The 24,290-nt window shown below is 66.6% G+C and carries 21 protein-coding genes; 10 read left to right on the forward strand and 11 right to left on the reverse strand.

Annotation, left to right across the window (positions count from 1 at the left end; genetic code table 11):
- From DFO58_RS14850 to DFO58_RS14870, 5 genes are all read left to right on the forward strand, one after another.
- Entirely contained in the window at window positions 1–2,031 is a 2,031-nt protein-coding gene (locus tag DFO58_RS14850; protein WP_120991561.1) for a fructose-specific PTS transporter subunit EIIC, read from the forward strand.
- A complete protein-coding gene (ptsP, locus tag DFO58_RS14855) occupies window positions 2,028–3,719 on the forward strand; it encodes a phosphoenolpyruvate--protein phosphotransferase (protein ID WP_120991562.1) in 1,692 nt (563 codons plus the stop codon). Before DFO58_RS14850 ends, ptsP begins: the two co-directional genes overlap by 4 nt.
- Window positions 3,720–3,757: 38 nt before the next feature.
- A complete protein-coding gene (locus tag DFO58_RS14860; RefSeq protein ID WP_047118131.1) occupies window positions 3,758–4,036 on the forward strand; it encodes an HPr family phosphocarrier protein in 279 nt (92 codons plus the stop codon).
- Between the two features lie 151 nt (window positions 4,037–4,187).
- Window positions 4,188–5,489, forward strand: coding sequence for an MFS transporter (locus DFO58_RS14865; protein WP_120991563.1), 1,302 nt, complete (start codon window positions 4,188–4,190; stop codon window positions 5,487–5,489).
- 73 nt (window positions 5,490–5,562) lie between these two features.
- Window positions 5,563–6,321 (forward strand): polysaccharide deacetylase family protein, encoded by a 759-nt coding sequence (locus DFO58_RS14870; RefSeq protein ID WP_047118132.1) that lies wholly within the window; start codon window positions 5,563–5,565, stop codon window positions 6,319–6,321.
- 6 nt (window positions 6,322–6,327) lie between these two features.
- On the opposite strand, the gene DFO58_RS14875 is transcribed toward DFO58_RS14870, so the two are convergent.
- The 5 genes from DFO58_RS14875 to DFO58_RS14895 all read right to left on the reverse strand — a co-directional run bounded on the left by DFO58_RS14875 (window position 6,328) and on the right by DFO58_RS14895 (window position 12,194).
- Complete coding sequence (locus DFO58_RS14875; protein ID WP_047118133.1) at window positions 6,328–6,759, reverse strand: SRPBCC family protein; 432 nt, start codon at window positions 6,757–6,759, stop codon at window positions 6,328–6,330.
- Window positions 6,760–6,938: 179 nt separating this feature from the next.
- A complete protein-coding gene (locus tag DFO58_RS14880) occupies window positions 6,939–7,307 on the reverse strand; it encodes a hypothetical protein (protein ID WP_146956065.1) in 369 nt (122 codons plus the stop codon).
- Window positions 7,308–7,436: 129 nt separating this feature from the next.
- On the reverse strand, window positions 7,437–9,041 hold the full coding sequence (locus DFO58_RS14885) for a hypothetical protein (RefSeq protein WP_120991564.1): 1,605 nt from the start codon (window positions 9,039–9,041) through the stop codon (window positions 7,437–7,439).
- A gap of 22 nt (window positions 9,042–9,063) precedes the next feature.
- Entirely contained in the window at window positions 9,064–10,365 is a 1,302-nt protein-coding gene (locus DFO58_RS14890; protein WP_120991565.1) for a tetratricopeptide repeat protein, read from the reverse strand.
- A gap of 173 nt (window positions 10,366–10,538) precedes the next feature.
- Window positions 10,539–12,194, reverse strand: coding sequence for a thiamine pyrophosphate-dependent enzyme (locus DFO58_RS14895; protein ID WP_113607572.1), 1,656 nt, complete (start codon window positions 12,192–12,194; stop codon window positions 10,539–10,541).
- 368 nt (window positions 12,195–12,562) lie between these two features.
- Here DFO58_RS14895 and DFO58_RS14900 point away from each other — a divergent pair, with 368 nt between their 5' ends.
- On the forward strand, window positions 12,563–14,083 hold the full coding sequence (locus tag DFO58_RS14900; protein ID WP_120991566.1) for a sodium:solute symporter: 1,521 nt from the start codon (window positions 12,563–12,565) through the stop codon (window positions 14,081–14,083).
- A 73-nt stretch (window positions 14,084–14,156) separates the two neighbouring features.
- Here the strand turns inward: DFO58_RS14900 and DFO58_RS14905 are convergent, their stop codons facing one another.
- Window positions 14,157–15,452, reverse strand: coding sequence for an adenylosuccinate synthase (locus DFO58_RS14905; RefSeq protein WP_047118139.1), 1,296 nt, complete (start codon window positions 15,450–15,452; stop codon window positions 14,157–14,159).
- A 524-nt stretch (window positions 15,453–15,976) separates the two neighbouring features.
- Here DFO58_RS14905 and DFO58_RS14910 point away from each other — a divergent pair.
- Complete coding sequence (locus tag DFO58_RS14910; protein WP_113607570.1) at window positions 15,977–16,609, forward strand: hypothetical protein; 633 nt, start codon at window positions 15,977–15,979, stop codon at window positions 16,607–16,609.
- 61 nt (window positions 16,610–16,670) lie between these two features.
- Entirely contained in the window at window positions 16,671–17,468 is a 798-nt protein-coding gene (locus DFO58_RS14915) for a MerR family transcriptional regulator (protein WP_113607569.1), read from the forward strand.
- Here the strand turns inward: DFO58_RS14915 and DFO58_RS14920 are convergent.
- The 3 genes from DFO58_RS14920 to DFO58_RS14930 all read right to left on the reverse strand — a co-directional run bounded on the left by DFO58_RS14920 (window position 17,465) and on the right by DFO58_RS14930 (window position 19,907).
- Window positions 17,465–18,403 (reverse strand): EamA family transporter, encoded by a 939-nt coding sequence (locus DFO58_RS14920; protein WP_286163626.1) that lies wholly within the window; start codon window positions 18,401–18,403, stop codon window positions 17,465–17,467. The genes DFO58_RS14915 and DFO58_RS14920 overlap by 4 nt on opposite strands.
- The gene (locus DFO58_RS14925; RefSeq protein ID WP_231736029.1) at window positions 18,400–18,969 is read right to left on the reverse strand and encodes a TetR/AcrR family transcriptional regulator; all 570 of its coding nucleotides are present in this window, start codon (window positions 18,967–18,969) and stop codon (window positions 18,400–18,402) included. Before DFO58_RS14925 ends, DFO58_RS14920 begins: the two co-directional genes overlap by 4 nt.
- A gap of 62 nt (window positions 18,970–19,031) precedes the next feature.
- Window positions 19,032–19,907, reverse strand: a complete 876-nt coding sequence (locus tag DFO58_RS14930) for a LysR family transcriptional regulator (protein WP_120991567.1) — start codon at window positions 19,905–19,907, stop codon at window positions 19,032–19,034.
- 116 nt (window positions 19,908–20,023) lie between these two features.
- Here DFO58_RS14930 and DFO58_RS14935 point away from each other — a divergent pair, with 116 nt between their 5' ends.
- Both DFO58_RS14935 and DFO58_RS14940 read left to right on the forward strand, forming a co-directional pair.
- Window positions 20,024–21,190: an FAD-dependent oxidoreductase gene (locus DFO58_RS14935; protein WP_120991568.1), complete on the forward strand. Its 1,167-nt coding sequence runs from the start codon at window positions 20,024–20,026 to the stop codon at window positions 21,188–21,190.
- A 23-nt stretch (window positions 21,191–21,213) separates the two neighbouring features.
- Window positions 21,214–22,458 (forward strand): allantoate amidohydrolase, encoded by a 1,245-nt coding sequence (locus tag DFO58_RS14940; protein ID WP_120991569.1) that lies wholly within the window; start codon window positions 21,214–21,216, stop codon window positions 22,456–22,458.
- A 123-nt stretch (window positions 22,459–22,581) separates the two neighbouring features.
- Here DFO58_RS14940 and DFO58_RS14945 read toward each other — a convergent pair whose 3' ends face one another.
- Entirely contained in the window at window positions 22,582–22,920 is a 339-nt protein-coding gene (locus DFO58_RS14945; RefSeq protein ID WP_146956063.1) for a hypothetical protein, read from the reverse strand.
- A gap of 201 nt (window positions 22,921–23,121) precedes the next feature.
- Complete coding sequence (locus DFO58_RS14950; RefSeq protein WP_053797209.1) at window positions 23,122–24,252, reverse strand: tyramine oxidase subunit B; 1,131 nt, start codon at window positions 24,250–24,252, stop codon at window positions 23,122–23,124.
- Between the last annotated feature and the right edge of the window lie 38 nt (window positions 24,253–24,290).

Here is a 24,290-nt window from a genome sequence, read left to right on the forward strand (position 1 = left end):
ATGAGCGATCTGATCACCCCCGGGCTCGTCACCCTGGACGCCTCCCTGGGCACCACCACCCATGACGTCATTACGCATCTGGCCAACCAGATCACCGCGCAGGGCCGGGCCACCGATGCCGCGGAACTGGCCGAGCACGCGCTGGCCCGCGAAGCGAAAACCGCCACCGGCGTGCCCGGAGGCATCGCGATCCCGCATTGCCGTTCGGCCGCGGTGACCGCCCCGACCCTGGCCATGGCCCGGCTGGCCGATCCGGTGGACTTCGGCGCCAAGGACGGCCCGGCCGACCTGATCTTCTTCATCGCCGCCCCGGAAGGCGCGGACAAGGACCACCTGAAGCTGCTCTCCAAGCTGGCCCGCGCGCTGGTGAAGAAGAGCTTCACCGTCGCGCTGCGCGAGGCCAAGAGCCCCCGGGAAGTCGTGGACCTGGTCGCCGAGGTCATCTCCGACGCCCCGGCCGCGCCAGCAGCAGCCCCGGCCGCGGCTGAACCGGCAGCGGCCGAACCGGCCGTCACCAAGCGCGCGAAGGTCGTTGCAGTCACCGCCTGCCCGACCGGCATCGCGCACACTTACATGGCTGCCGACGCGCTGGCCCAGGCCGCCGCTGAGCTGGGCATCGACTTCGCCGTGGAAACCCAGGGCTCCTCCGGCTCCACCCCGCTGGATGCGGCGCTGATCAATGACGCGGACGCGGTGATCTTCGCCGTGGACGTGGACGTGCGCGACCGCGGCCGCTTCGCCGGCAAGCCTGTCATCCAGGTGCCGGTCAAGCGCGGCGTGGACGAGCCGGCCAAGCTGCTCACCGACGCGGTGGCGGCCTCCACCGACCCGCACGCCCGTCGGGTCCCTGCAGCTTCGGCAGAGGAGCCCGCCCAGGGTCCGGACGCTACGAAGGAAAGCTTCGGCGGAGGGCTGAAGCGCGCGCTGTTGACCGGCGTGTCCTACATGATCCCGTTCGTCGCCGGCGGCGGCCTGCTGATCGCGCTGGGCTTCCTGCTCGGCGGCTACGCCATTACCGACGTGGCCGACACCTACCTGGGCGAGAACACGCTCTGGAACCTGCCCGAGGCAGGGCTGCTCGCCTACCTGGGCGCCGCCGCCTTCAAGATCGGTTCGCTGTCCATGGGCTTTTTGGTCCCGGCGCTGGCCGGCTATATCGCCTACGCCTACGCCGACCGTCCGGGCATCGCCCCTGGCTTCACCGCCGGCGCGGTGGCGGGATTCATGGGCGCAGGCTTCATCGGCGGCATCGTCGGCGGCGTGATCGCCGGCCTGGCCTGCCGCTGGATCAACTCCTGGTCCGTGCCGCGCTGGCTGCGCGGGCTGATGCCGGTGGTCATCGTGCCGCTGCTGGGCTCCATCATCGCCTCCGGGCTGATGTTCCTGGTGCTCGGCGGGCCGATCGCGCGCCTGACCGAAGCGCTGAACGACTGGCTCTCGGGCATGTCGGGTGTGGCCGCCGCCGGCCTGGGCCTGATCCTGGGCCTGATGATGGCAGTGGACCTGGGCGGTCCGGTCAACAAGGTCGCCTACTCCTTCGCCGTGGCTGGCCTGGGCGCCGGCTCGCTGGTGGAGAACCCCGCCCCGCTGATGATCATGGCCGCAGTGATGGCCGCCGGCATGGTGCCGCCGCTGGCCATGGCCCTGGCCACCGTGATCGCCCCGAAGCTGTTCAGCGGGGCCGAGCGCGAAAACGGCAAGGCCGCCTGGCTGCTGGGCGCCGCCTTCATCTCCGAGGGAGCCATCCCGTTCGCCGCGGCCGACCCGCTGCGCGTCATCCCCGCCTCCATGGTGGGCGCCGGCGTCACCGGCTCGCTGGTCATGGTCTTCAACGTGGTCAGCCAGGCCCCGCACGGCGGCATCTTCGTTTTCTTCGCGATGAACAACACCTGGCCGCTCTTCCTGCTTGCCACCGTGATTGGTACGGTGATCTCGGCGCTGCTGGTCATCATCCTGAAGAAGTTCGTCCGCAAGTCCCCGGCCGTCCAGGCCCAGCCGGCAGCCGCCGAATCGGCAGGAGTCGCAGCATGAGCACGCAGCAGGTTTCCTACCACGGCGTCGGCGTCAGCGCCGGGCGCGTGATCGGGCCGGTGCTGCGCATGCCCGATCCGATCACCGCCCCGGCCGACGGCGCCCCGCTGCCTGAAGGCTCCACCGCCGACGCTGAAATCGAGCGCCTGGCCGCGGCCACGCAGTCCGTCGCCGCAGCCCTCAAGGCCCGCGCGGCCACCGCCACCGGAGACGCGCAGGCCGTGCTGAAGGCCACCGCGCTGATGGCCAGCGACCGCACCCTGCTCAAGTCCGCCAGCAAGCTGGTCTCCGGCGGCACCTGCGCCGAATCGGCGATTTGGGAAGCCGCCGACGCGGTGGCGACCCAGCTCGCGGCGCTGGGCGGCTACATGGCCGAACGCGCCGGCGACGTGCTGGACGTGCGCGCCCGCATCGTGGCCGAGCTGCGCGGGGTGCCCGCCCCGGGCATCCCGGACTCGGACGTGCCGTTCGTGCTGGCCGCGGTGGATCTGGCCCCGGCCGACACCGCCACCCTGGATCCGGCCAAGGTACTGGCCCTGGTCACCTCCGACGGCGGGCCGCAGTCGCACACCGCGATCATCGCCCGCTCGCTGGGCCTGCCCGCCATCGTCGCCGCCGCCGGCACCACCGCGCTGGACGACGGCATGCTGGTCTTCGCCGACGGCATCAGCGGCACCGTAACCACGAACCCCGGCGCCGAGCAGGAGCACCTGGCAGCCACCTACGCAAACCGCGAACCGCTGCCGGACTTCGACGGCAACGGCATGCTGGCCGACGGGCATCTGGTTCCGCTGCTGGCCAATGTGGGCAGCGGGACTGATGCCCAGGCGGCCGCGGCCGCCGGTGCCCAGGGCGTGGGACTGCTGCGCACCGAGTTCTGCTTCCTGGGCCGCGACGCCGAGCCGACGCACCAGGAGCAGGTAGCCGCCTACGGCGCGGTCTTCGAGGCCTTCGCCGGCAAGAAGGTCGTGGTGCGCACGCTGGATGCCGGCGCGGACAAGCCGCTGCCCTTCCTGACCGACACCACCGAGCCGAACCCCGCCCTGGGTGTGCGCGGCTACCGCACTGACGCGGCCAGCCCCGGCGTGCTGTCCCGCCAGCTGGCGGCCATCGCGCAGGCGGCCGGGGAGCACCAGGCCGAGGTCTGGACCATGGCCCCGATGATCTCCACCCCGGCCGAGGCCGGCGCGTTCGCGGCCATGGTCGCCGAGGCGGGCCTGCCCACCGGCGGCACCATGATCGAGGTTCCCTCCGCGGCGGTGCTGGCCGGCGGCATCCTGTCCCGCTGCGACTTCGTCTCGCTGGGAACCAACGACCTGACCCAGTACACGATGGCCGCCGACCGCCAGCTGGGCGCCATGGCCGAGCTGAACGACCCGTGGCAGCCGGCGGTGCTGCACCTGATCAAGGCCACCTCCGAGGGTGCCCGGAGCGCCGGAGGCAAGCCGGTGGGCGTGTGCGGCGAGGCCGCGGCCGACCCGGCGCTAGCCGTGGTGCTGGTCGGCCTGGGCGTGAACACACTGTCCATGAACAAGCGGGCGCTGTCCCCGGTCGCGGCGGTGCTGCGCACGGTGGACCTGCCCGCCGCCCGACGTCTGGCAGCGCTCGCCCTGGACGCCGACTCGGCCTCCGAGGCCCGGCGGCTCGTGCGCGCCGAACTGCCGGAGCTGGACCGCTTCGGCCTGTAGAACCAAGAAAACAAACCACCAGATCAAAGGAGCCTGTCATGGCAGAACGTCAAGCAATCATCGGCAGCCGCGTGGGACTGCACGCCCGCCCGGCAGCCATCTTCGCCGAAGCCGCGGCCGAAGCCCCCGTAGAGGTCACCATCGCCTTGGAAGGCGAACCGGCCGAAGACGCGCTGGACGCCTCCAGCATCCTCTCCCTCATGGGGCTTGGCGCCGAATACGGCACCACCGTCATCCTGCGCGCCGAGGGCGAGGGCGCCGAGGAAGCCCTGGACAAACTGGTCAAGGTTCTGGAAACCGACCACGACTCCGAGTAGTTCCAGCAGCTGGCCACGGCGCCGGCGGCCCCCGATTTTCCCGGGGCCGCCGGCGCCGCTGTTTTGCCCGAAAGATCGCAAAATAGTGATTGACAAAATTCAATCAGTGGCCTGATGATTGATTTCTACACATGCGGGACAGGAGCACGTCATGAGCACCTTGACGACTTCCATGCAGCGTCTGGTCAGGCCATTTTCACAACGGGACTATGCGCTGCTGGCCAGCGCCATGGTGGCCTCCACCTTTGCCTCGGGCATGTGGGCCGTGGCAATGGTCTACCAAGTGCGCGCGTTGGGCGGCGGGCCGATGGAGCTGTCGGTGGTCGCCACCGTGAACAGCGTCGGGCTGCTGGCGCTGGTGCTGGTCGGCGGGATCGCGGCCGACCGCTATTCAAGCCGCAGGATCGTGATCGGCATCCAGGGGCTGTACTTGCTGGTCATGTCCGGCACCGCGGTGCTGTCGCTGACCGGCGCGGTGCAGCTGTGGCACCTGAGCGTTACCGGCTTCTTCGCAGGGGCCGGGGCGGCCTTCTTCTACCCGGCGTATTCCGCGCTGCTGCCCAGGATGCTTCCCGGGGAACAGCTGCTGGCCGCGAACGGGCTGGAGGGAACTGTCCGCCCGGTCGTGCAGACCGCGCTGGGGCCCATGGCCGCGGGCTTCCTGGTCGCGCTGATTTCCCCCGCCCATGCGATCCTCGGGGTGGCGTTGTGCCATCTTACGGCCCTGGCGGTGCTGCAGTTCATCCGGCGGCGTCCGGAATACGACACCGCGGCCCCGGAAGACGAACACGGCCAGCCCGGCATCCTGACACAGCTGCGCGAAGGCGTGGGCTACACAATGCGCACCAGCTGGCTGCGCTGGACGCTGCTTTTCTCGGCAGTCTCGGTGTTCTCCTTCATCGGGCCCTTCGAGGTGCTGCTGCCGTTCATCGTCAGCGACCAGCTGCACGGGGACGCCACGCTGTTCGGCTACGCGCTGGCGTTCTTCGGAATCGGCTCGGCGGCGGGATCACTGCTGATCGCCTCCTCCCGGTTCCCGCGGCGCTACCTCAGCCTGATGACCGCCTGCTGGTGCCTGGGCACGCTGCCGCTGGCCCTCGTCGGCTATGTCGACGCCGCCTGGATGCTCTTCGCCATCCTGGTGGTCTTCGGGCTGACCGACGCGGCGGGCATGGTCATCTGGGGCACGCTGCTGCAGCGGCGGGTGCCGAAGCACCTGCTGGGACGGATTTCCAGCCTGGACTTCTTCGTCTCGCTGGCGCTGATGCCGGTGTCCATGGCGGTGGCCGGGCCGTTGAGCCAGCTGCTGAGCCTGCAGGCGATCTTCATCTGCGCCGGGGTCATCTCCCCGGTCTTCGGGATCATCGCCTGGAAAGCCGGGAAATTCGCCAAGGACGAGCTGGCCAATCCGTTGGATACCCCGGATCCCGTGGCTGAGCTGGAGAACGGCTAGTTGTTCACCGAAAATCCAGCACCGGATGCGTGGCATTGATGCGGCGCGGAGCGAAAAGCGAGATGGTGGACGCATGAGGTCTTCGTCCACCATCTTGCCGCGCGCCGCCGCAGTGCTGCTGAGCCTCGGCCTGCTCACCGGGTGCGCTTCCGGCCCCGCCCCCTCCGAGACGGCGAGCGCCCCGCCGGAGGAAAGCGCCGCGCCGGTCGACTGCACCGTTGCCAAGTGCGTGGCGCTCACCTTCGACGACGGGCCGGGCGAATTCACCGACCGGCTGCTGGATGAGTTGAAGGAAGCCGACGCCCCGGCCACCTTCTTCATGGTGGGCAAGAACGTGGGCAGATATCCTGACACCGTCAAGCGCATGGTCGCCGAGGGGCACGAGCTGGGCAGCCACACCTGGGACCATGCGGACATCACGACGCTGACCAAGGAGAAGATCGAGCACGAGGTCCAGTGGACCGACGAGGCCATTGAGAAGGCCTCCGGGCGCAAGCCCGATGTGCTGCGCCCGCCCTATGGCAGCCACGGCGTGGTCTACGACCGGCTGGTCCCCTACCCGCTAGTGCTGTGGGACGTGGACACGCTGGACTGGAAGCACCACGATCCGGTGAAGACCGTGAAGATCGCCATGGAAGAGGTCAAGCCCGGCTCGATCATCCTGATGCACGACATCCATGAGAGCTCGGTCCAGGCGGTCCCGGACCTGGTCGGAAAGCTCAAGGAGCAGGGCTACACCCTGGTGACCGTCGACCAGCTCTTCGCCGGAACCGACTTCGTTCCCGGCGCCGCCTATGAGCGCGGCGCGCACCCGGCGGCGGCGCAGGGCTGAGTCGGGTCAGGGAGCGGTTTCGGCGTACATGCGCAGCTGGTCGAGCTTGTCTTCCTCGCTTTCACGCACATGCCCGGCCAGCTCCTCGCACTCCTCCACACTCAGGTCCGGATTGATGATTGCCACCTGGAGCACCACTTCGGTGTACCCGGCGTCGTCCTTCAGGTCGTAGCGGTAGGACAACCCGTCGGGGTTCTGCGAGGTGTGCAGCACCAGCAGCCGGTTCTCGATGAGGTCGCGGACCTCGTACCGACGTTCGTGCCCGGCGACCCGGTAGGTCAAGGTGGTTCCCACCCGCAGCTGGGGGTCATCCGAATGCATGGATCCGATGCCGTGCATCCACAGGGGTGCCGCCGCCCAGTCGGTCAGCAGCTCCCAGACGCGATGCACCGGAAGATGGATGGTCACGGTGCTCTCGAACACGCTGAACTGGCTCATACCGGCATCGTCCCATCCGCGGCCCGTCTTGCCAAGGGCTGGAAGCCCCGCGGCCCCTGCCGCGGGACGCTGCGGCGTAAGCTCAGAGAACGCAGGCCCGCTCGCGCGGCGCCCGGGGCGCTGCGTGAACCGGCCTGCGGCCCTTCCTTCCGGCGTGGTGGCCGGGCGGGAGGGATGATCTACCAGTCTTCGTCTTCGTCCGCCTCGGAGATGCCGAGTTCAGGCTCCTGCTCCAGGTCGAAGTTGTACCAGGCCTCGGCGAAGTCGGCCATGGAGTCCAAGGCGTCCTGCGCGTCCGAGTCCAGCACCTCGAGCGCATCGGGACTGTTGAGGATCGCGGTGATCGCCACGAACGGATGGTGCTCGAAGTAGTCGGTCGGGGTGGCGCCCTCATTGAACGTCAGGTCCTCGCTCTGGGCGAAGAGATCAGTGTACTGAGCCACGGCATCGGGCAACCTGGTCAGATTAATACCGGTCAGGGACTCATTGTAGATTTCGGCAGTGGCATCTGCCCACTGCTCAATGAGCTCCTCGCTCATTTGTGCCATCTGTTTTTCCACCTCGTGCTCGGGAAGTGAACTGCGCGCGCAGTTCGGTAGCACTTCATCTTAAGCTGTGGCGTTCCATGTGCCAAGACGACCCGGGCCATCGTGATCCATGCCTCGCGGCAACGGCCGCTAGGGCAGCTCAACAGCCGGCAGCGAGGGCAGTTCAACGATCTCCGGGCGTTGGGTGCGCAGCTCGTCAAGGCTCTCGTCGAGCAGGTTTAAATCCAGCTCGGACCGCTTGGGATCCATCGGCAACGGGTCAGTGGGGGCCAGTCCGGAAGGGCCCACGACCAGCAGCGCGGCGGCGAATCCAGTCGCCAACAGGCCGGGCACCAGGTGCAACCCGATGAAGTAGATCCCCGCCACGTTGCCGCGGACCAGCGCCGCGCGACGGTGCTTGGAGGAGGCTCCCACGACCTGGCCGTAGGCAAATGCGTTGCCCGCCGCGCCCAACCGGATGTGCGCGACGATCAGGGGCACCGCCACTGACAGCAGGCCCAAGCCCAGCGCCGCCAGTGGCACCGTGGCCAGCCTGCTGCCGCCGGCGGCGCAGTAGCCGAACAGCACCAGGTTGATGCACACCATCAGCACCCGCATCCAGAACCCGGAGGCCAGCCACCCGCTGCGGCGCAGCAGGAACAGCCGATGCGCCTCGCGGTCCGCGGGATCCTGCGGAACACCGGCGGCCTCCCGGTCGACCCACGCGGCGGCCAGCTGGCTGCCCGCCACGCCAAGCAGCAGCACAACGGTCCCCAGCAGGCTTGCGGCATCGAAGCAGGCCAGCAGCGCGCCAACCAGCCCGGCGACCCAGCTTGCCCGGTAGAGCCGCAGCCCCCGAAAGACCCAGGGGTGCCGGGCGCGGATGTCGCCGGCGTACCCTGCCGGCAGGGGTTCGGACGCTTTCTTGAAGGTTTTCCGGTTCCACAGCGCGAAGGCGCCGGACACCAGCACGATCAACGCGGGCATGATGACTAAGACCGCAGCCTCAGCCAGCGAGTCGAACATGGCAAGGCAGGCCAGCAGCGGGATGAAGATCCAGAAGCGGTTGCGGTAGACGCGCTGCTTTTCGATGAAGGTTTCGGCGAAGTCTTCGTGCAGCCCCTGGTTCAGGGGGTCGCGGGCCAGCAGGCCGCGCAGCAGCTGCCCGCGGTCGCCGACAAGCTGCTGGCCGTTCTCCACCTCGGCGGCGTAGCGCAGCATCCCCTGGTGGTGCGGGTCGATGCCCAGGCCCGCCTGCAGGTGGACCAGGGCGGCGCGGTGGTCCCCCGAGACCCGGGCGGCCATCGCCGCACCGAGATAGTACTCGGGGTTCTCCGGTTGCAGCCGAAGCGCATGCTCGGTGGCCTGCCGGGACAGCATGCGGTCTTCGGCGCTGCGCACGGAACCGGCCAGGATCAGGCCCAGCAGGTAGTGGGCATCAGCGAATTCCGGCCAGGTCTCGATCAGCCAGTACACCGTCTGCAGGGCTTCGTCGCGCTGCCCCAGCCGCATCAGCGCGAAGGCCAGGAAGAGTCCCGCTTCGGGCTGCTCGACATCCAGATTGAGCGCTGCACGCGCGGCATCAGCTGCTTCGGAGTGGCGGTCCAGATGCAGCAGCCCGGAGGCGTAGTGCACCCAAAATGCGGGATTCTCTTGGTGCTGCTGCAGGTTTTCCTTAAGCAGGTCCACCGCTTCCGCGGCGCGGCCGGTCGCCAGGTGGTGGCTGACCCGGGTACGCAGTACGTCGAATTCCATCAGACGAGTTTTCCTGTGCGCCCTAGAGCATTTTCCGCGAACGCAGGTAGTCGGCCAGGTCGTCGTAGCGGCCGTGCTCGTTGCCGAAGCGGACCACGTTCCGCGCGGATTCGAGCCACGGCAACGTGGAGGGCTTGACCTCCCCGATGGCCTGTTGGACATGGCCCATGTCCACGGGAACGACCTCATTGCGTTCGATGGACTGCATCATGGCCTTCTCCGCGGCCGTGGTGCACAGATGCTCCAGGTCGGCTCCGGAGAACCCGTCGGTGCGGGAGGTGATCCATTTGAGATCGATACCGGCGATGGGGCGGCGCTGCAGGTGGTGGCGCAGGATCGACCCGCGGGCCTCGGCATCGGGCGGGGTGACCAGCACGGAGCGGTCCAGTCGTCCGGGGCGAAGCAGCGCCTCGTCCAGATCCCACGGATGGTTGGTGGCGGCCAGCACGTAGAGGCCGTCGTTGTTGGCCGATAGCGAGTCCATTTCCAGCAGCAGCTGGTTGACCATCTGGCGCAGCCAGGAGGCGGAACCGGTCAGCGAGCCGCGGCGCAGGCCCAGCGCGTCGACTTCGTCGAGGAACAGCACCGTCGGGGCGTTCGCGCGGGCCTTGTCGAACACTGCCTTCAGGTTCTTCTCGGTACCTCCCACATGCGAGTCGAGGATGTCGGTCATGGTCACGGCCATGAAGTTCGCCTGCAGCTCGCCGGCAACCGCCCTGGCCACGAAGGTCTTGCCACAGCCCGGCGGGCCGTAGAGCAGCAACCCGCCGCGCAGCGACTTGCCGAAGGCCTTGGCGATGGCCGCGTTGCGCATGGGAGCCAGGAAGGATTCGTTCAGCCGGTCCTTGACCGCCTGCAGCCCGCCCACGTCGGCCAACGTCACCGGTTCGCCCGCCGGCTCCAGCGGCGGCTCCAGCGCGCCGGAGTCCTCGCTGATCTGGAGGGGCTGCTCGATGAAGGGCGCGGCCAGCGCGTCGCCGAACTGCGCGGCGGCCGCGGTCCAGTCATAGCCGCCGTCCGCTGCATCCGTTCCGGATCCCGGGTCGGGTTCAGATGCGGAGGGGGCCGGCGCTGTTGGCTGCGGCGGCTGCACGGGGCGTTCGGCGGCGACCGTGCCGCCGACCAGTGCCGCGGTCACCTGGCCCAGCAGGCCCAGGGCAGTCGCGTTTCCGGGGTCCTTCTGGATTACGAGATTCAGCTGAGCCAGTGCTTCCGCTTGGCGGTTGGCTCCGTGGAGCAGCTGCGCGAGGTGCAGCCCGAGCTCCAGATCTTCGGGGGCCTGATCAACGGCGCGCTGCAGGCTGGCAATTAGGGCTTCGTTCACGGTTTGTCGGCTCCCCGAGTCTCGTCGTCCCTGCCGCGGATTCCTGCACAGCAGAGCAATGCCTTTTTAAAGGCATCCAGCGGGCGCCCCAAAAAGGACACCCGCTGGAATTATACGACTATTGAGCCGGGGAAATCCCCTCCGCACGACACCAGCCGCGCGGAACGGAGCCCCTAGTAGGCCTTGACGCCCTGCTCCACGATCAGGTGGATCAGCGCAAACTTCTTGTCCTCGTCGATGGCCTTCAACGCCGCTTCCAGCGCCGCCGGAACCTCGGCATCCTGCTCCACGCGCACGCCGAATCCACCGAAGGCCTGGGCCATCAGCGCGAAGTCGGGGTTGGCCAGCTGGGTGCCGGAGACGCGTTCCGGATACTGGCGCTCCTGGTGGGTGCGGATGGTTCCGTACTGCTGGTTGTCCATGATGATCACCAGCGGGGTGGCGCCGTACTGCGCGGCGGTAGCCAGTTCCTGGCCGTTCATGAGGAACTCGCCATCGCCGGCGATGGTGACGACGCGGCGGCCCGGGTAGCTCAGCGACGCCGCCACGGCGGACGGCACGGAGTAGCCCATGGAGCCGTTGCGCGCCGAGATCATCGAGGCGTATCCGTTGGTCGGGAAGTAGCGGTGAGCCCAGTTGGTGTGCTCGCCGGCGCCGAAGGTCACCATGGCGTCCTCGGGCAGCGACTGCACCAGATTGGCCATCATGGTGGCCATCTTGGCCTGGCCCTCGGATGGAGCTGCCGGCGGAAGCTGCGCGAATTTCTCCTGCTCGCCGCGCATCCGCGAGGTCCATTCCTTCCAGGAATCCTTGACCGGCAGGTCCATCAGCAGCAGGTCGCGGACGAACACGTCCGGCTTGGCCACGATCTGATGGGAAACCGGACCTGAACGACCACGCAGGGCGGGGTCGATGGTCACGATGAAGTTCTTCTTTTCCCAGTTCTGGCGGACGTTGAACCCGTCGGTGATCACGTCGCCCGGAACGGTGCCGACGAAGACGAGCAGGTCGGTTTCTTCGAGCAGGTCGTAAGTCGGCTTCGGACGTCCGTAGCCGATCGGGCCGACGTAGGACGGCGAGCTGAACGGGACGGTGCCCTCGCAGCGCCACTCCGCGGCCGCCGGCAGGTCGTGCTCTTCGAGCCAGCGGGTGAAGTCCGCGGCGCCCTCGTGCGACCAGTCGTTGCCGCCGAAGACGAACAGCGGCTTCTCGGCTTCCTGCAGGGCCGAGTTCAGCGCCTTCCAGTCGGTCACGGTCATGCCGCCGGTGGCCACCGGAATCTCCGGGTGCAGCTCGGCGGAGATTTCATGGCGGATGATGTCCTCGGGCAGACCCACGACCACCGGGCCGGGGCGGCCGGACATCGCCGCGAACATTGCCTCGGCGACGATTTCGCTGGCGCGCTCCGCATGGTCGAGGATCATCACGCGCTTGGCGCCGGTGCCGAACCAGGCCTTCGGATCGAATTCCTGGAACGCTTCCTTTTCCCGGTGCTCGAAGGGAATCAGGCCGACGAACAGCACCAGCGGGGTGGAGTCCTGCCATGCGGTATGCAGCCCGACGTGGGCGTTGGCCGCGCCGGGGCCGCGGGTCACCATGGCGACGCCCGGGCGCTGGTGCAGCTTTCCGTCGGCTTCGGCCATGTAGGTCGCCCCGCCTTCGTGGCGGCAGACGATTGTCTCGATCGGCGAATTATGCAGTCCGTCAAGGACATCGAGGTAGCTCTCCCCCGGAACGACATAGGTGCGCTCAACACCGTGCGCGGCGAGCGTATCGACAATTACATGTCCGGCAGATTTCCGCATCTGCGCTTGACCGTTTTCACTCATGTTCTAGGGGCGTCTTTCTTTTTCTAGGTCGTCAGACGCAACAACGAGTTAAAAGATCATTGTGATCGTGCGATGCAACGTTGCGTCGTCAAAAAACACTACTAAAACCAGAGCAATTGCACAGCATGAATACCTATTGCTACGCGAGTATGACATGATGCGCGACTTCATGCATATCCTTGCTCATATTGTCTACAGAATTCCGAACAGTGGGACAGTGTCCTTCATCACTGAAATCCACTCCCGCCAAACGACGTCGCGCAACCCCGGAATGTTGACCAGATCACGTTGAAACAATATTCTATTAGAAAACTAATGTTTACTGGCAGGAATCACCGGCTAGTCAAACTCTCCAGTGAGGTTCTCCCATGGAATTCATTAACGGAACGATCGTCGCGGTCTACCTCGCGGCCATGCTGGCCTTCGGCTGGTGGGGCAAGTCCCGGACCAAAAACAGCAGCGACTACCTGGTAGCCGGGCGCCGACTTGGTCCGGTGCTCTACACCGGCACCATGGCCGCAGTGGTCCTGGGCGGCGCGTCCACCGTGGGCGGCGTGGGCCTGGGCTACAAGTGGGGCATCTCCGGCATGTGGCTTGTCGCGGCGATCGGCGCCGGCGTCATCCTGCTGTCCCTGGCCTTCGCCCCGACGCTGCAGAAGCTGAAGGTCTTCACTGTCTCCCAGATGCTGAGCCTGCGCTACAGCAGCAAATCGGCCACGAACACCTCCGGCATCGTGATGCTGGCGTACACGCTGATGCTGTGCGCGACCTCGACCAGCGCCTACGCCACGATCTTCGTGGTGCTCTTCGACTGGGAGAAGTGGGTGGCCATCGCCGTGGGCGGCGCCATCGTGGTGGTCTACTCGACCATCGGCGGCATGTGGTCCATCACCCTGGCCGACCAGGTCCAGTTCGTCATCAAGACCATCGGCATCTTCGCGCTGATGCTGCCGTTCTCGCTGAACGCGGCCGGAGGCATGGACGGCATCCGCGAGCGCATCGGCGCCGAGTTCTTCGACATCACCGGCATCGGGCTGCAGTCCATCATCACCTACTTCGTGGTCTACACCCTGGGCCTGCTGATCGGCCAGGACATCTGGCAGCGCGTGTTCACCGCCAAGACGCCGAAGGTCGCCCGCTGGGGCGGCACCACCGCCGGCATCTACTGCATCATCTACGGCATAGCCGGCGCCCTGATCGGCATGGCCGCCCGAGTGGCGCTGCCGGACATCACCGGGGCCGATACCAACAAGGATGTCGTCTACGCGGAAGTTGCCACGCAGCTGCTGCCGGTGGCCGTGGGCGGCCTGGTCATGGCGGCCGCCGTGGCGGCCATGATGTCCACCGCTTCCGGTGCGCTGATCGCCGCCGCGACCGTGGCCCGCACCGACGTCACCCCGTTTGTCGCCGGCTGGTTCGGCCGCACCATCGAAGTGAACTCGAACGAAAACCCGGAGCACGACGTGCGCGCGAACCGCATCTGGGTGCTGGCGCTCGGCGTGGTGACGGTATCGCTGGCGATCCTGGTGGACGACGTGGTTGCGGCGCTGACCATCGCCTACGACATCCTGGTCGGCGGACTGCTGGTCGCGATCATCGGCGGCCTGCTGTGGAAGCGCGGCAACGGCCTCGGAGCCACCGCCTCGATGGCGGCCGGCACGCTGGTCACCCTGGGCACCATGATCGTGCTGGAGATCCAGGCCGAGAACAAGTTCGACGGCGTCTACGCCAACGAGCCGATCTACTTCGGCCTGATCGCCTCCGCGCTGACCTTCATCGTGGTGTCGCTGGCCTCCAAGCCCACCGATTCCGGGGTGCTCGCGCACTGGAACCTGCGCGTCTCGGGCAAATCGCAGGAAGAAGGCGTCATGGCGGAAACCCGCAACTAGCCTGCGCAGCAACCACAAAAGCATCGAGCCACCGGCCCCGGGAGGGGCAGGTGGCTCGATGCTTTTCTCCTGTTTAGAGCTTGTCGCTCAGCAGGTCGTGGCGCACGATGGTCTGGTCGCGGTCCGGACCCACGCCGATGGCGGAGATGCGGGTGCCGCTGATCTTCTCCAGGGCCAGGATGTAGTTGCGGGCGTTCTCCGGCAGATCCTCAAGGGTCTTGGCTCCGGAGATGTCCTCGGTCCAGCCCGGGAAGTACTCGAAGATCGGCTTCGCGTGGTGGAAGTCGGTCTGGGTCATCGGCATTTCATCGTGGCGCACGCCGTCCACGTCGTAGGCCACGCAGACGGGGATCTGCTCGATGTTGGTCAGCACGTCCAGCTTGGTGACGAAGTAGTCGGTGAAGCCGTTCACGCGCGAGGCGTGGCGGGCCAGTACCGCGTCGTACCAGCCGCAGCGGCGCGGGCGGCCGGTGTTCACGCCGAATTCGCCGCCGGTCTTCTGCAGGTACTCGCCCATTTCGTCGAACAGCTCGGTCGGGAAGGGACCTGCGCCCACGCGGGTGGTGTAGGCCTTGATGATGCCAATCGAGCGGGTGATGCGGGTCGGGCCGATGCCCGAGCCCACGGATGCGCCGCCGGCGGTCGGATTCGACGAGGTCACGAACGGGTAGGTGCCGTGGTCGACGTCCAGGAAGGTGGCCTGGCCGCCTTCCATGAGCACGACCTTGCCCTCGTCCAGCGCCTTGTTCAGCACGTAGGTGGAATCGATGACCAGCGGACGCAGGCGGTCGGCGTAGGACAGGAAGTACTGCACGATGTCCTCGGCGATGACGCTGCGGCGGTTGTAGATCTTGACCAGCAGTTCGTTCTTCTGGCGCAGCGCGCCTTCGACCTTCTGGCGCAGGATGGATTCGTCGAAGACATCCTGCACGCGGATGCCCAGGCGTCCGACCTTGTCCATGTAGGCGGGGCCGATGCCGCGACCGGTGGTGCCGATGGCGCGCTTGCCCAGGAAGCGTTCGGTCACCTTGTCCATGGTCTGGTGGTACGGGGCCACCAGGTGGGCGTTGGCCGAGACGCGCAGGCGCGAGGTGTCCGCACCGCGGGATTCCAGGCCGTCGATTTCCGCGAAGAGGGCTTCCAGGTTCACCACGCAGCCGTTGCCGATAATCGGGTTGGTGTCAGGGGAAAGAATGCCGGCTGGCAGGAGCTTGAGCTCGTACTTTTCGCCGTTAACGACCACGGTGTGCCCGGCGTTGTTGCCGCCATTGGGCTTCACTACGTAGTCGACTTTGCCGCCGAGCAGGTCGGTGGCCTTTCCTTTACCTTCATCGCCCCACTGGGCTCCGACGATCACGATTGCTGGCATGGGATCCTCCCCCTTGCATAAAAAGCAGCGGTTGCGGCGTGCTTCGCGCCGGCCCGGCACGGTACCGGGCAAAAAATATGCCCCTGTCCTGCTCACTTGCCCGAGCCGGGCATCGCAAGAGTTAGGGGCTCTTACGACCAAAGTTTACCGAACCGCTAGCGGAAGTGCGAGCCGGGAAGCCTCCCGGCGCGTGGTGGGCTGGTTCTGCACGCGTCGAGAAGCCCGGAAAAACGGTATGCATTGGGCTTCAATTCACTCCATAGCCTTGATTAATCCTGCAGCTACGGCAGTATGGATGGACGGCGCCGGATAGTCATTTGCACCACGTGGCACGCACCGTTTGCACCGCACCGACAGGACCGTACACAACGCAAGGACAACCGATGAAAACGCAGCCTCGTCTTCTGGCTCTCATTCCAATCGCGGCACTTCTCGCCGCGTGCACGCCGGGCTCCCCGGACGCGCCGGCGGGCGATTCGGCCACGGCTTCCAGCACTCCTACGGCCGCATCATCAAGCCCGACCATGACAAATAGCCCGAGCGCTACGCCAACGCGGCAATCGCCAAGCACCACCGAAACCGAGTCAGCCGCCGAGGTCGACACCCGCGACTGGAAGACCTTTGCCGTCCACGGCATTTCCTTCAAGTATCCAAGCAACTGGACCATCCGCGTGGATGACTTGGACGACCCGTCTCCCGATCCGGATAATCCCTATCAGGATTGGGACATCGTCACCGAAAAAGGCCACTCCATCGCCACGTTCGAGGCGAATTCAGCCAAGGACACCGACGGCGATCTTGCCACCTACAAGCGCACCACCTTGGAAACCGAAAAGGTTCCGGCGAAGCTGCACACCCCCGCAGTGTTCGTGGCGGAGCACTTCGTCCAGACCGAATCCGGAGACGACTCGAATGACGAAAAGTTCGTCATGTTCCTGAGCACCAAAGAAAGGGCCGAGGACCGCGGCACGGACCCTGCGTTGTCCTACTTCATGCCCGTCGCCGACTTCTATACCATCTTCGAGTCCGATGGCGATCTGCCAGAGGCATTGGGCATCGACGACGACCACGTAACAATCGAAGCGGCCAAGAAAATCATGAAATCGCAGGAATACCGAACCCTGAAGGCGATGATGCTCAGCGTCTCCGTCAAGTGACAGCAAGAAAATCTGCCTCATTCTTGACCCTGACACCGTGTCAGATGGGATAACTGAAGACATGTTGACCATTGGGCAGTTCGCGCAGATCGGCCAGGTGACCCACCGCATGCTGAGGCACTGGGACACCGCTGGCCTCTTGGTCCCCGCTCACGTGGACCGGGCCAGCGGCTATCGATCCTACGATCCCTCGCAGCTGCATCGGCTGCACCGGATCGTCGCGCTGCGGCAGCTGGGGTTCGGCCTGGCCGAAATCTCGTTGATGCTCGAAGGCGCAGCAGATCTCGAACGGCTCAAGGACCTGCTTCAAGCCCGCAGGTCTGATGTCGCCGCCGAGTACGAACTGGCAACCACCCGGCTGGCGGATGTCCAACGCCGGTTGGATCTCATCGAACAGGAGCACCACATGTCCAGGATCGAACTGATCGACAAGCCGTTGCCGGCGCTGCGACTCGCCGCGCTGACACGTACCGTGCAGTCCCAGCCCGAAATCGCGACCGTCATCGGCGGCATGTTCGCCCAAGTCGAGGCCGCGCTTCCCGAAATTCCCGACTCCATGGCCATTGCCCAGTACCGTCCGGTCGAAGACGGGCTGGAAGTCACGGCGGGTTTCGAATATGCAGGGCCGGCGGTGGCCGGATGCGACATCGTTGAGCTTGGCGCGCAGCCGGCGGCGCTATGCGGGGTGCATCTGGGGTCCATGGACCGCATCCACGAAAGCTGGCAGGCGGTGCACCAGGAAATCCTCGACCGGGGTTCGGCCCCCAGCGGCCCGTGCCGGGAACTGTACGTACGCTCGGAACCGGAGGACCAGTCCGACTGGGTCACCGAACTGCAGCAGCCCTACGCGCGGAGCTAGTCGACGTCCAGCAGCACGCCGGCTCGCAGCGGCACCCGGGACCGGGGCCGCAGAAGCAGGACAACCAGCGCCGCGGCGATCAGCACCATGCCAATCCACCCCATCAGGCCCACGCGCTCGCCCAGCAGGAACACGGCGAGCGCCGCGGCAACGGCAGGTTCGCTCAGCGTGACGGTGGTTGCGGTACTGGCCGGGACCCGGGACAGGGCGATCCCGAACAGGACGTATCCCAGGAACATCGGGACCAAAGCCAGATAGGCGGCGACCGCGAAATTCAGCGGATCCTGTACCAGCGGCGCCCCGGTGGCCAGCAACACCGGCATCAGCAGCAAACCTCCCTGGCCGAAAACCGCTCCCACCGCTGCCTTCCGTGGAATCCCGTTGGCCATCAGCCGTCCGGCGGCCCAGGAATAGACTGCGTAGCTGGCACCGGCGGCAAGTCCCAGCAGGCAGCTGGGAAAGACCGTATCGGCATTGGCGTTGTCCCCCGCGGCCCTGGCGAATCCCAGCAGCGTACTGCCGGAGATGCCCAGCGCCGCCGCCAGATACCAGCGGGTGGTGAGCTTGATTCCGTCGATGAGCCGCTCAAGAAGTCCGGAGAACAGCGGTGCGGTCCCCAGCGAAATCACGGTTCCCAGGGCGACGCCGCCCAGATGCATGGACGAATAGAAGGCCAGCGGATAAACCAGGATGCCCACGGCCCCGAGCATGACCAGGCGTCGGTTGATCACCAACGGGACTCGGGCTGCCTTCAGGGAACGTGCGCCGAGCACCGCTTGGAGCAGCCCGCCGATGCCGAGCGACGCAGCCCCGATGGCCAGGGGCGAGACGCCGTGGGCCTGCGCCGCGGCGGTGCCGGTGGTTCCCCAGAGCACCGAAGCCGCCAGCAGCATCAGCACCGCTGTGCCCTGCGCACCGCCGGCCGGATTTTTCACAGGGCACGCACCATGCTGGTGATCAGCGACTTGGCTCGGTGCAGCAGTTCGCTGTGGCCTTCCAGGCCGGCCCGCGAGATGGCGCCCTCAAGCAGGAAAGAGATCTGTTCGGCGAGCGCGGCGGCCTGCCTGGAATCGGTCAGCGATTCAAGATGTTCGCGGAGCAGGTCTTCAACTTGGGCCTTGTGCCCGGCCACGATGGACCGTCCGGGGTCTCCCGCCGGCAGCTCCGCGGCCGCGTTCAGCAGCCCGCAGCCGCGGAAACCATGCTCATAACCGGCCTCGGCATGGTCGAGGTAGGCGTCCACGATGGCCAGCACGCCGCCGACCGGATCCGAGGACGCACCGAGGCGGGCGCGATATAGTTCCAGCCATTCCTCGTGGCGGGCCTGCAGGTAGGCCGCCACCAGCCCCGACTTGGATTCGAAATTGTTATAGAGGCTCATCTTGGCCACTCCGGCTTCCGCGATGACTGCATCGATGCCCGTGGCGGAAATGCCGTGGGCATAGAAGAGCCGGGCCGCGGCATCCAGGAGCTTGGATCTGGCATCAAGGCGCGGGGACAAGGGAACCTCCAAGTAGACAGGTCGGTCTAAATAGACAGACTAGTCTAGTTAGACCGATCAGTCTAGGTTGTTCCCGCGGCTTCCTTCAGGCATCGCAGAAACACGTCCGCCGCGGGATTATCCGAGCTCGCCGCCGCATAGAGGGCGCTGCGCGGATTGCCGGCGATCGGCCGGAACACCACCTCCGGCATCTGGAAACGCGACACCGAGGCCGGAAGGATCGACACCCCGAGCCCGGAGGCCACGAGCCCCAGGATGGTTTCCTGATGGATGGCGCGTTCGACGATGCGTGGCGGGGAAAAGCCTTCGAACAACGAATGCACCAAGGTGTAGAAACCATTCATGTACTTGTAGGGGAAGAGCACAAAGTCCTCACCCAAAAGCTGCTCAATCTCCAGCTCCGCCTGCCCCGCGAGGCGGTGGTCCGCTTGGATCACCGCTACCAGCGGCTCGGCAAGCACCTCGGTGAGCACGAGTCCCGGAACCGGAGCCGGGTCACGCAGGATTCCCAGATCCAGCTTCCCATCCAGCAGCTGGTCAATCTGCTCATCGGTGGTCAACGGGCGCAGCGCAAGATCCACACTGGGCCGCAGCTCGCGAAATAGCCTAATGGCACCGGGCAGGGCCGCATAACTGGCCGAACTGACGAAACCCACGGCGATCCTGCCCCGCAGCCCAAGCCCGGCCTCGGTCAACTCATGGTTGGCCCGCTCAAGATCCGCCAACAGCGGGCTTATCCGATCGCGATAGGCGCGCCCCGCAGGGGTCAGCTCGACGCTGCGCGTGGTGCGGCTGAAAAGCCGCACCCCGAGCTCCTGCTCAAGCTTCTTGATCGCCACGGTCAAGGGCGGTTGCGACATCCGCAGCGAGTCGGCGGCGCGCCCGAAGTGCAGGTGCTCGGCCACCACGAGAAAGTACTGAAGCTGTCGAAGTTCCATGCATCTATTGTTGCACGAACACTAATAATTTCATTGAAAATAGTATTGGACTAGATAATAATTTTTGTGGGTTACTGGAAGCGGAACAATCGCACACCGTCGTCCAGGAGCACACAATGAGCCAGAAGACCCACGCCCCATCCACCGAATACATTGTCATCGGAGCGGGCTTGAGCGGTGCCGCAGCCGCATGGAAGCTCGCCCAGCGCGGCCACGAAGTCGCACTGCTCGAGCGCAAGGTTCCCGCCGCGGCCGATGCCAGTTCGCATGGCTCGGCGCGCATCTTCCGCTACGCCTACCCTGACAGCTTCTACACGGATCTGGTCTGCAGGGCGCGGACCGCCTGGGACGAACTTGAGCTGGCCAGCGGGCAGCAGCTGATCTCCCCGCACGGCTCGGTCGACTACGGGGCATTGCGCAACCCCCGCCATTTGGCGTCGGTATTGGAATCCGCGGGAGTCGAGCACGAACTGCTCAGCGCAGCCGAAGCGCGCGACCGCTTCGCGGGCATCGACTTCGACACCGAGGTGCTTTGGCATCCGGGTGCCGGCGTCATCGATGCCGAACGGTCGGTGCAGGCCATGGTCGCCCAGGCCAAGGCGCATGGTGCTCGGGTCGAAACCAACTGGCCCGTCGCATCCGTTGAAGCAGCCGGCAGCGGCTACCGGGTCAACAGCGCGGACGGGCGCTCCTACCTCGGGTCCAGAATCGTCGTGGCCGCCGGAGGGTGGCTGCCCGGGCTGCTGGGCAACCTGCCGCTGCCCGCGGGCTTCGCAGGCAGCGTGCCGACGATGGACGTCTACCAGGAAAACGCATACCACTTCCCCTACCGCAACCAGGATCCCGAGGCCCGCCTGGCCTGGCCCACGTATATCCACAAGGATCCAGCATTCAAGTCCTATGGCCTGCCTGGCGGACGCGATGCCGGGTTCCGCGGTCAAAAGGTCGCCGAATACATGGGCGGGCGCCGAATGGACAGCGCCGCGGCGCAGGACGGGCGCATCGATCCGGCCAACCGCGAACGCGTCATCGACTACGTCAAGCGCTACCTGCCCGGTCTGGACCCGACCCCGTATGCGGAGACCACCTGCATCTTCACGTCCACGCCCACCGAGGACTTCATCATGGACGAAACCCAGGGCATCACCATCATGTCCCCCTGCTCGGGACACGGGGCGAAGTTCGGCCCGCTGCTCGGTGACCTGGCCGCAGACCTGGCCACCGGAACCGGCACGGTTCCGGAGCTCTTCCGCCTGTCCTCCCATGCCAAGGCCCTGGCCTAGAGCGAACCCGCAGGAGAAATCGCATGCAGCATCTTGACACCGCCAGCACCATCCCCGCTTCCACCGTCGCCTCGCTGATGGGGCAGATCGCCGGCATCGGGCGGGACCGGCTGCGCGGCGGCTACACCCGTCCCGTGTATTCCACTGCAGAGCTGGACCTGCGCGGCTGGTTCACCGAGCAGGCCGCCGCGCGGCAGCTGAGCGTGGAGCAGGACGGCAACGGCGCGCTGTGGGCTTGGTGGGACCTTCCCTCCGGGATCCGTGCGGACGCCGTGGCCACCGGAAGCCATCTGGACTCGGTCCCCGGCGGCGGGGCCTTCGACGGGCCGCTGGGGGTAGCCAGCGCGCTGGCCGCCGTGGACATCCTGCGGTCCAGGAACCTGAAACCCACCCGCCCACTGGTCTTGGCAGTCTTTCCCGAGGAGGAGGGATCCCGCTTCGGGGTGGCCTGCCTGGGTTCACGGCTGCTGACCGGCGCCATCGACCGGGACAAGGCGCTGAACCTGCGCGATCCGGACGGCAACACCTTCGCCGAAATCGCCGCGCACCATGGGCTGGACGTACGGCGCATCGGAGCGGATCCGGCGCTGCTCGGACAGCTCGGCGCCTTTGTCGAACTGCATGTGGAACAGGGGCTCGGGCTTGGACAGCTGCAGCATCCGGTGGCCGTGGGCGGATCCATCCTGGGCCACGGGCGCTGGAAGCTGTCCATGTCCGGGCAGGGCAACCACGCCGGCACCACGCTCATGCGCGACCGCCGCGACCCCATGGTCGCCGCCGGCCGGACCATCGCCGCCGTGCAGCAGATTGCCCGCGCCCAGGACAACGCCCGCGCCACCGTCGGAAGGCTGCACCCCGTTCCCGGCGGCACCAATGTCATTGCCTCGCGCGTGGATTTCTGGCTGGATGTCCGGCACCCGGACGACGCGGTCACCGCAGCCGTGGTCCAGGACATCCACCGCGCCGCGCAGCAGATCGCGGCGGAAGAAGACTGCGGCTTCGAATTCTCGCAGGAGTCGCTCAGTCCGACCGTCGGCTTCGACGCCGACTTGTCCCGCAAGCTGGGCGCGTCGCTGGGCAACGCTCCCGTCTTGGACACCGGAGCGGGCCATGATGCGGGCGTGCTCGCCGGGCACGTTCCCAGCGCCATGCTGTTCGTCCGCAATCCCAGCGGCATCTCCCACTCCCCCGAGGAATACGTCGAGGATGCGGATGCCGAGCTCGGCGCGCTGGCACTGGCTGACGCGCTGCAGGGCTTGTTGAGCTGATCCCCGCGCCAGACGAACCCCCTGCGCGAAAGCCCGGGGCCGCATCCGGAGAATTCCGGATGCGGCCCCGGGCTTTCGCCCGCGCCGCCGAAGCTGCCACCGGCAACCCGAGGCTCGTTCCAGTCAGAAGGACTTCAACAGCGCCGGGACATCGTTCCGGTCGGGATTCGGGTGCCCGTAGTTTCGCGCACGTACCGCGACCACCAGGCCGAGCACGAGCAGCAGCAGCCCCGCGGCCGTGGTGAATCCCAGCAGGGCCGCCAAGCATGCGGCAAAGAGGATCAGCGTGTTGCGGCGGTAGACTCTCGCCACCGACCGCGGCTGGGAACGCGCCGCGTTGCGTGTCGCCAGCCAGTACACCACCGCGAGGGCCAGCTGCGGCCAGCCCGCTGCATAGCCCGGCAGCAAAAGAATCCCCGCGCCGGATGCCGCAAAAACCAGAACTTCGGCCGCTGGCCTCATCAACAAGCACCTCCCCGTGCATCACTAGGACCCCATGCTATCGGCCGCCCGGCGCATCCGGCCCCACCCGCCACGCGGTCGGGCGCGGACGTTAATAGCAGTTAAATAGCAGTTCCCCGGACGGGGGCCACACTCCGCCGTCCGGGGAACTACATCCATGCGGGCTCCGTTTCCGAAGCCCGGGTCTCTTGCCGGGTGCCGCTACGCGAGCACCGGGGCCTGCCACAGGTTCAGCACCTGGCCGAGGTCCTTCTGCTCCGCCGAACGGTACAGGTCCGTCGCCCACGCCACGTCCTCGATCGGCATGCCGCCGACCGAGTAGAGGATGATCTCCTCGTCATTGCGGCGCGCGGGGATCTTGCCGGTGGCCACGTCCGCGATTTCCTCCAGCTTGGACTCGGGCAGCTTGCCCTCGCGCATCAGGTCGTGGAAGTGCGTACCGGGGATGCCCAGCAGCTCGTAGGCCTGGGTGTCGTATTCCTCGGCCCAGGCGTCGTACAGCCCCCGGGCATCGAGCACCAGGCGGGCCTGGTTGATCACGAAGTCGTCGTCGAACCTGGCCGCGGCCGGCAGCAGGAACAGCGCCCCGGGCTTGATGGCGGAGGCCGGGAAGTACGGGAAGGCCCCGGAACCCTCGATGTCCGTGCTGGTGGTAGCCATGACGATGTCCGCGTCCTTGATGGCCTCCTCGATGGTTTCCGCTGCGATGACGTTGGCCACCTGCGGGAAGTTCTCGCGGATGTACGCGGCAAAGGTTTCCACGCCGGCGGCCGAACGTCCCTTGATGCGCACGGTGTCGATGCCCGGGCGCAGGGTCAGCGTGGCGTCGATGACGGACTTGGCGATCACCCCCGGCCCCACCACGGCGGCGATCTTCGCATCTTCCCTGGCCAGGTGCTTGACGCCCACGCCCGGCACCGCCCCGGTGCGGTAGGCGCTGAGCAGGTTGGCGCTCATGATCGCCATCGGCGCCCCGGTATCGGTGTCGTTCAGGGTGAACAGGTGGATGGAGCGGGGCAGGCCCTTGGCGCGGTTGGCGGTGTTGGAGCCGTACCACTTGACCCCGGTGGTGCCGAAGCGGCCGCCGAGGTAGGCGGGCATCGCCATGAAGCGGCGGTCCGGGCCGTCGCAGGGCATGCCCTCGTGGACCGGCACCTCGGGGAAGGTGATCATCGCCCCGTGGGAGTTGCCGTTTTCGCCGGCCATCATGTAGTCCCCGTTGCGGAGCAGAATCAATGCCTCTTCCATGACGTCGGTGCAGCGGGCGATGTCGGTGACGCCGGCGGCGATCATGTCCTGTTCGCTGAGGTAGCGGAAGTTGATTGCGGTCATTGGTGGACCTTTCGTGAATGAAGTGCGGAAGCTGGTGG

The sequence above is a fragment of the Arthrobacter sp. AG1021 genome, assembly GCF_003633665.1.
GTDB lineage: Bacteria > Actinomycetota > Actinomycetes > Actinomycetales > Micrococcaceae > Glutamicibacter > Glutamicibacter soli.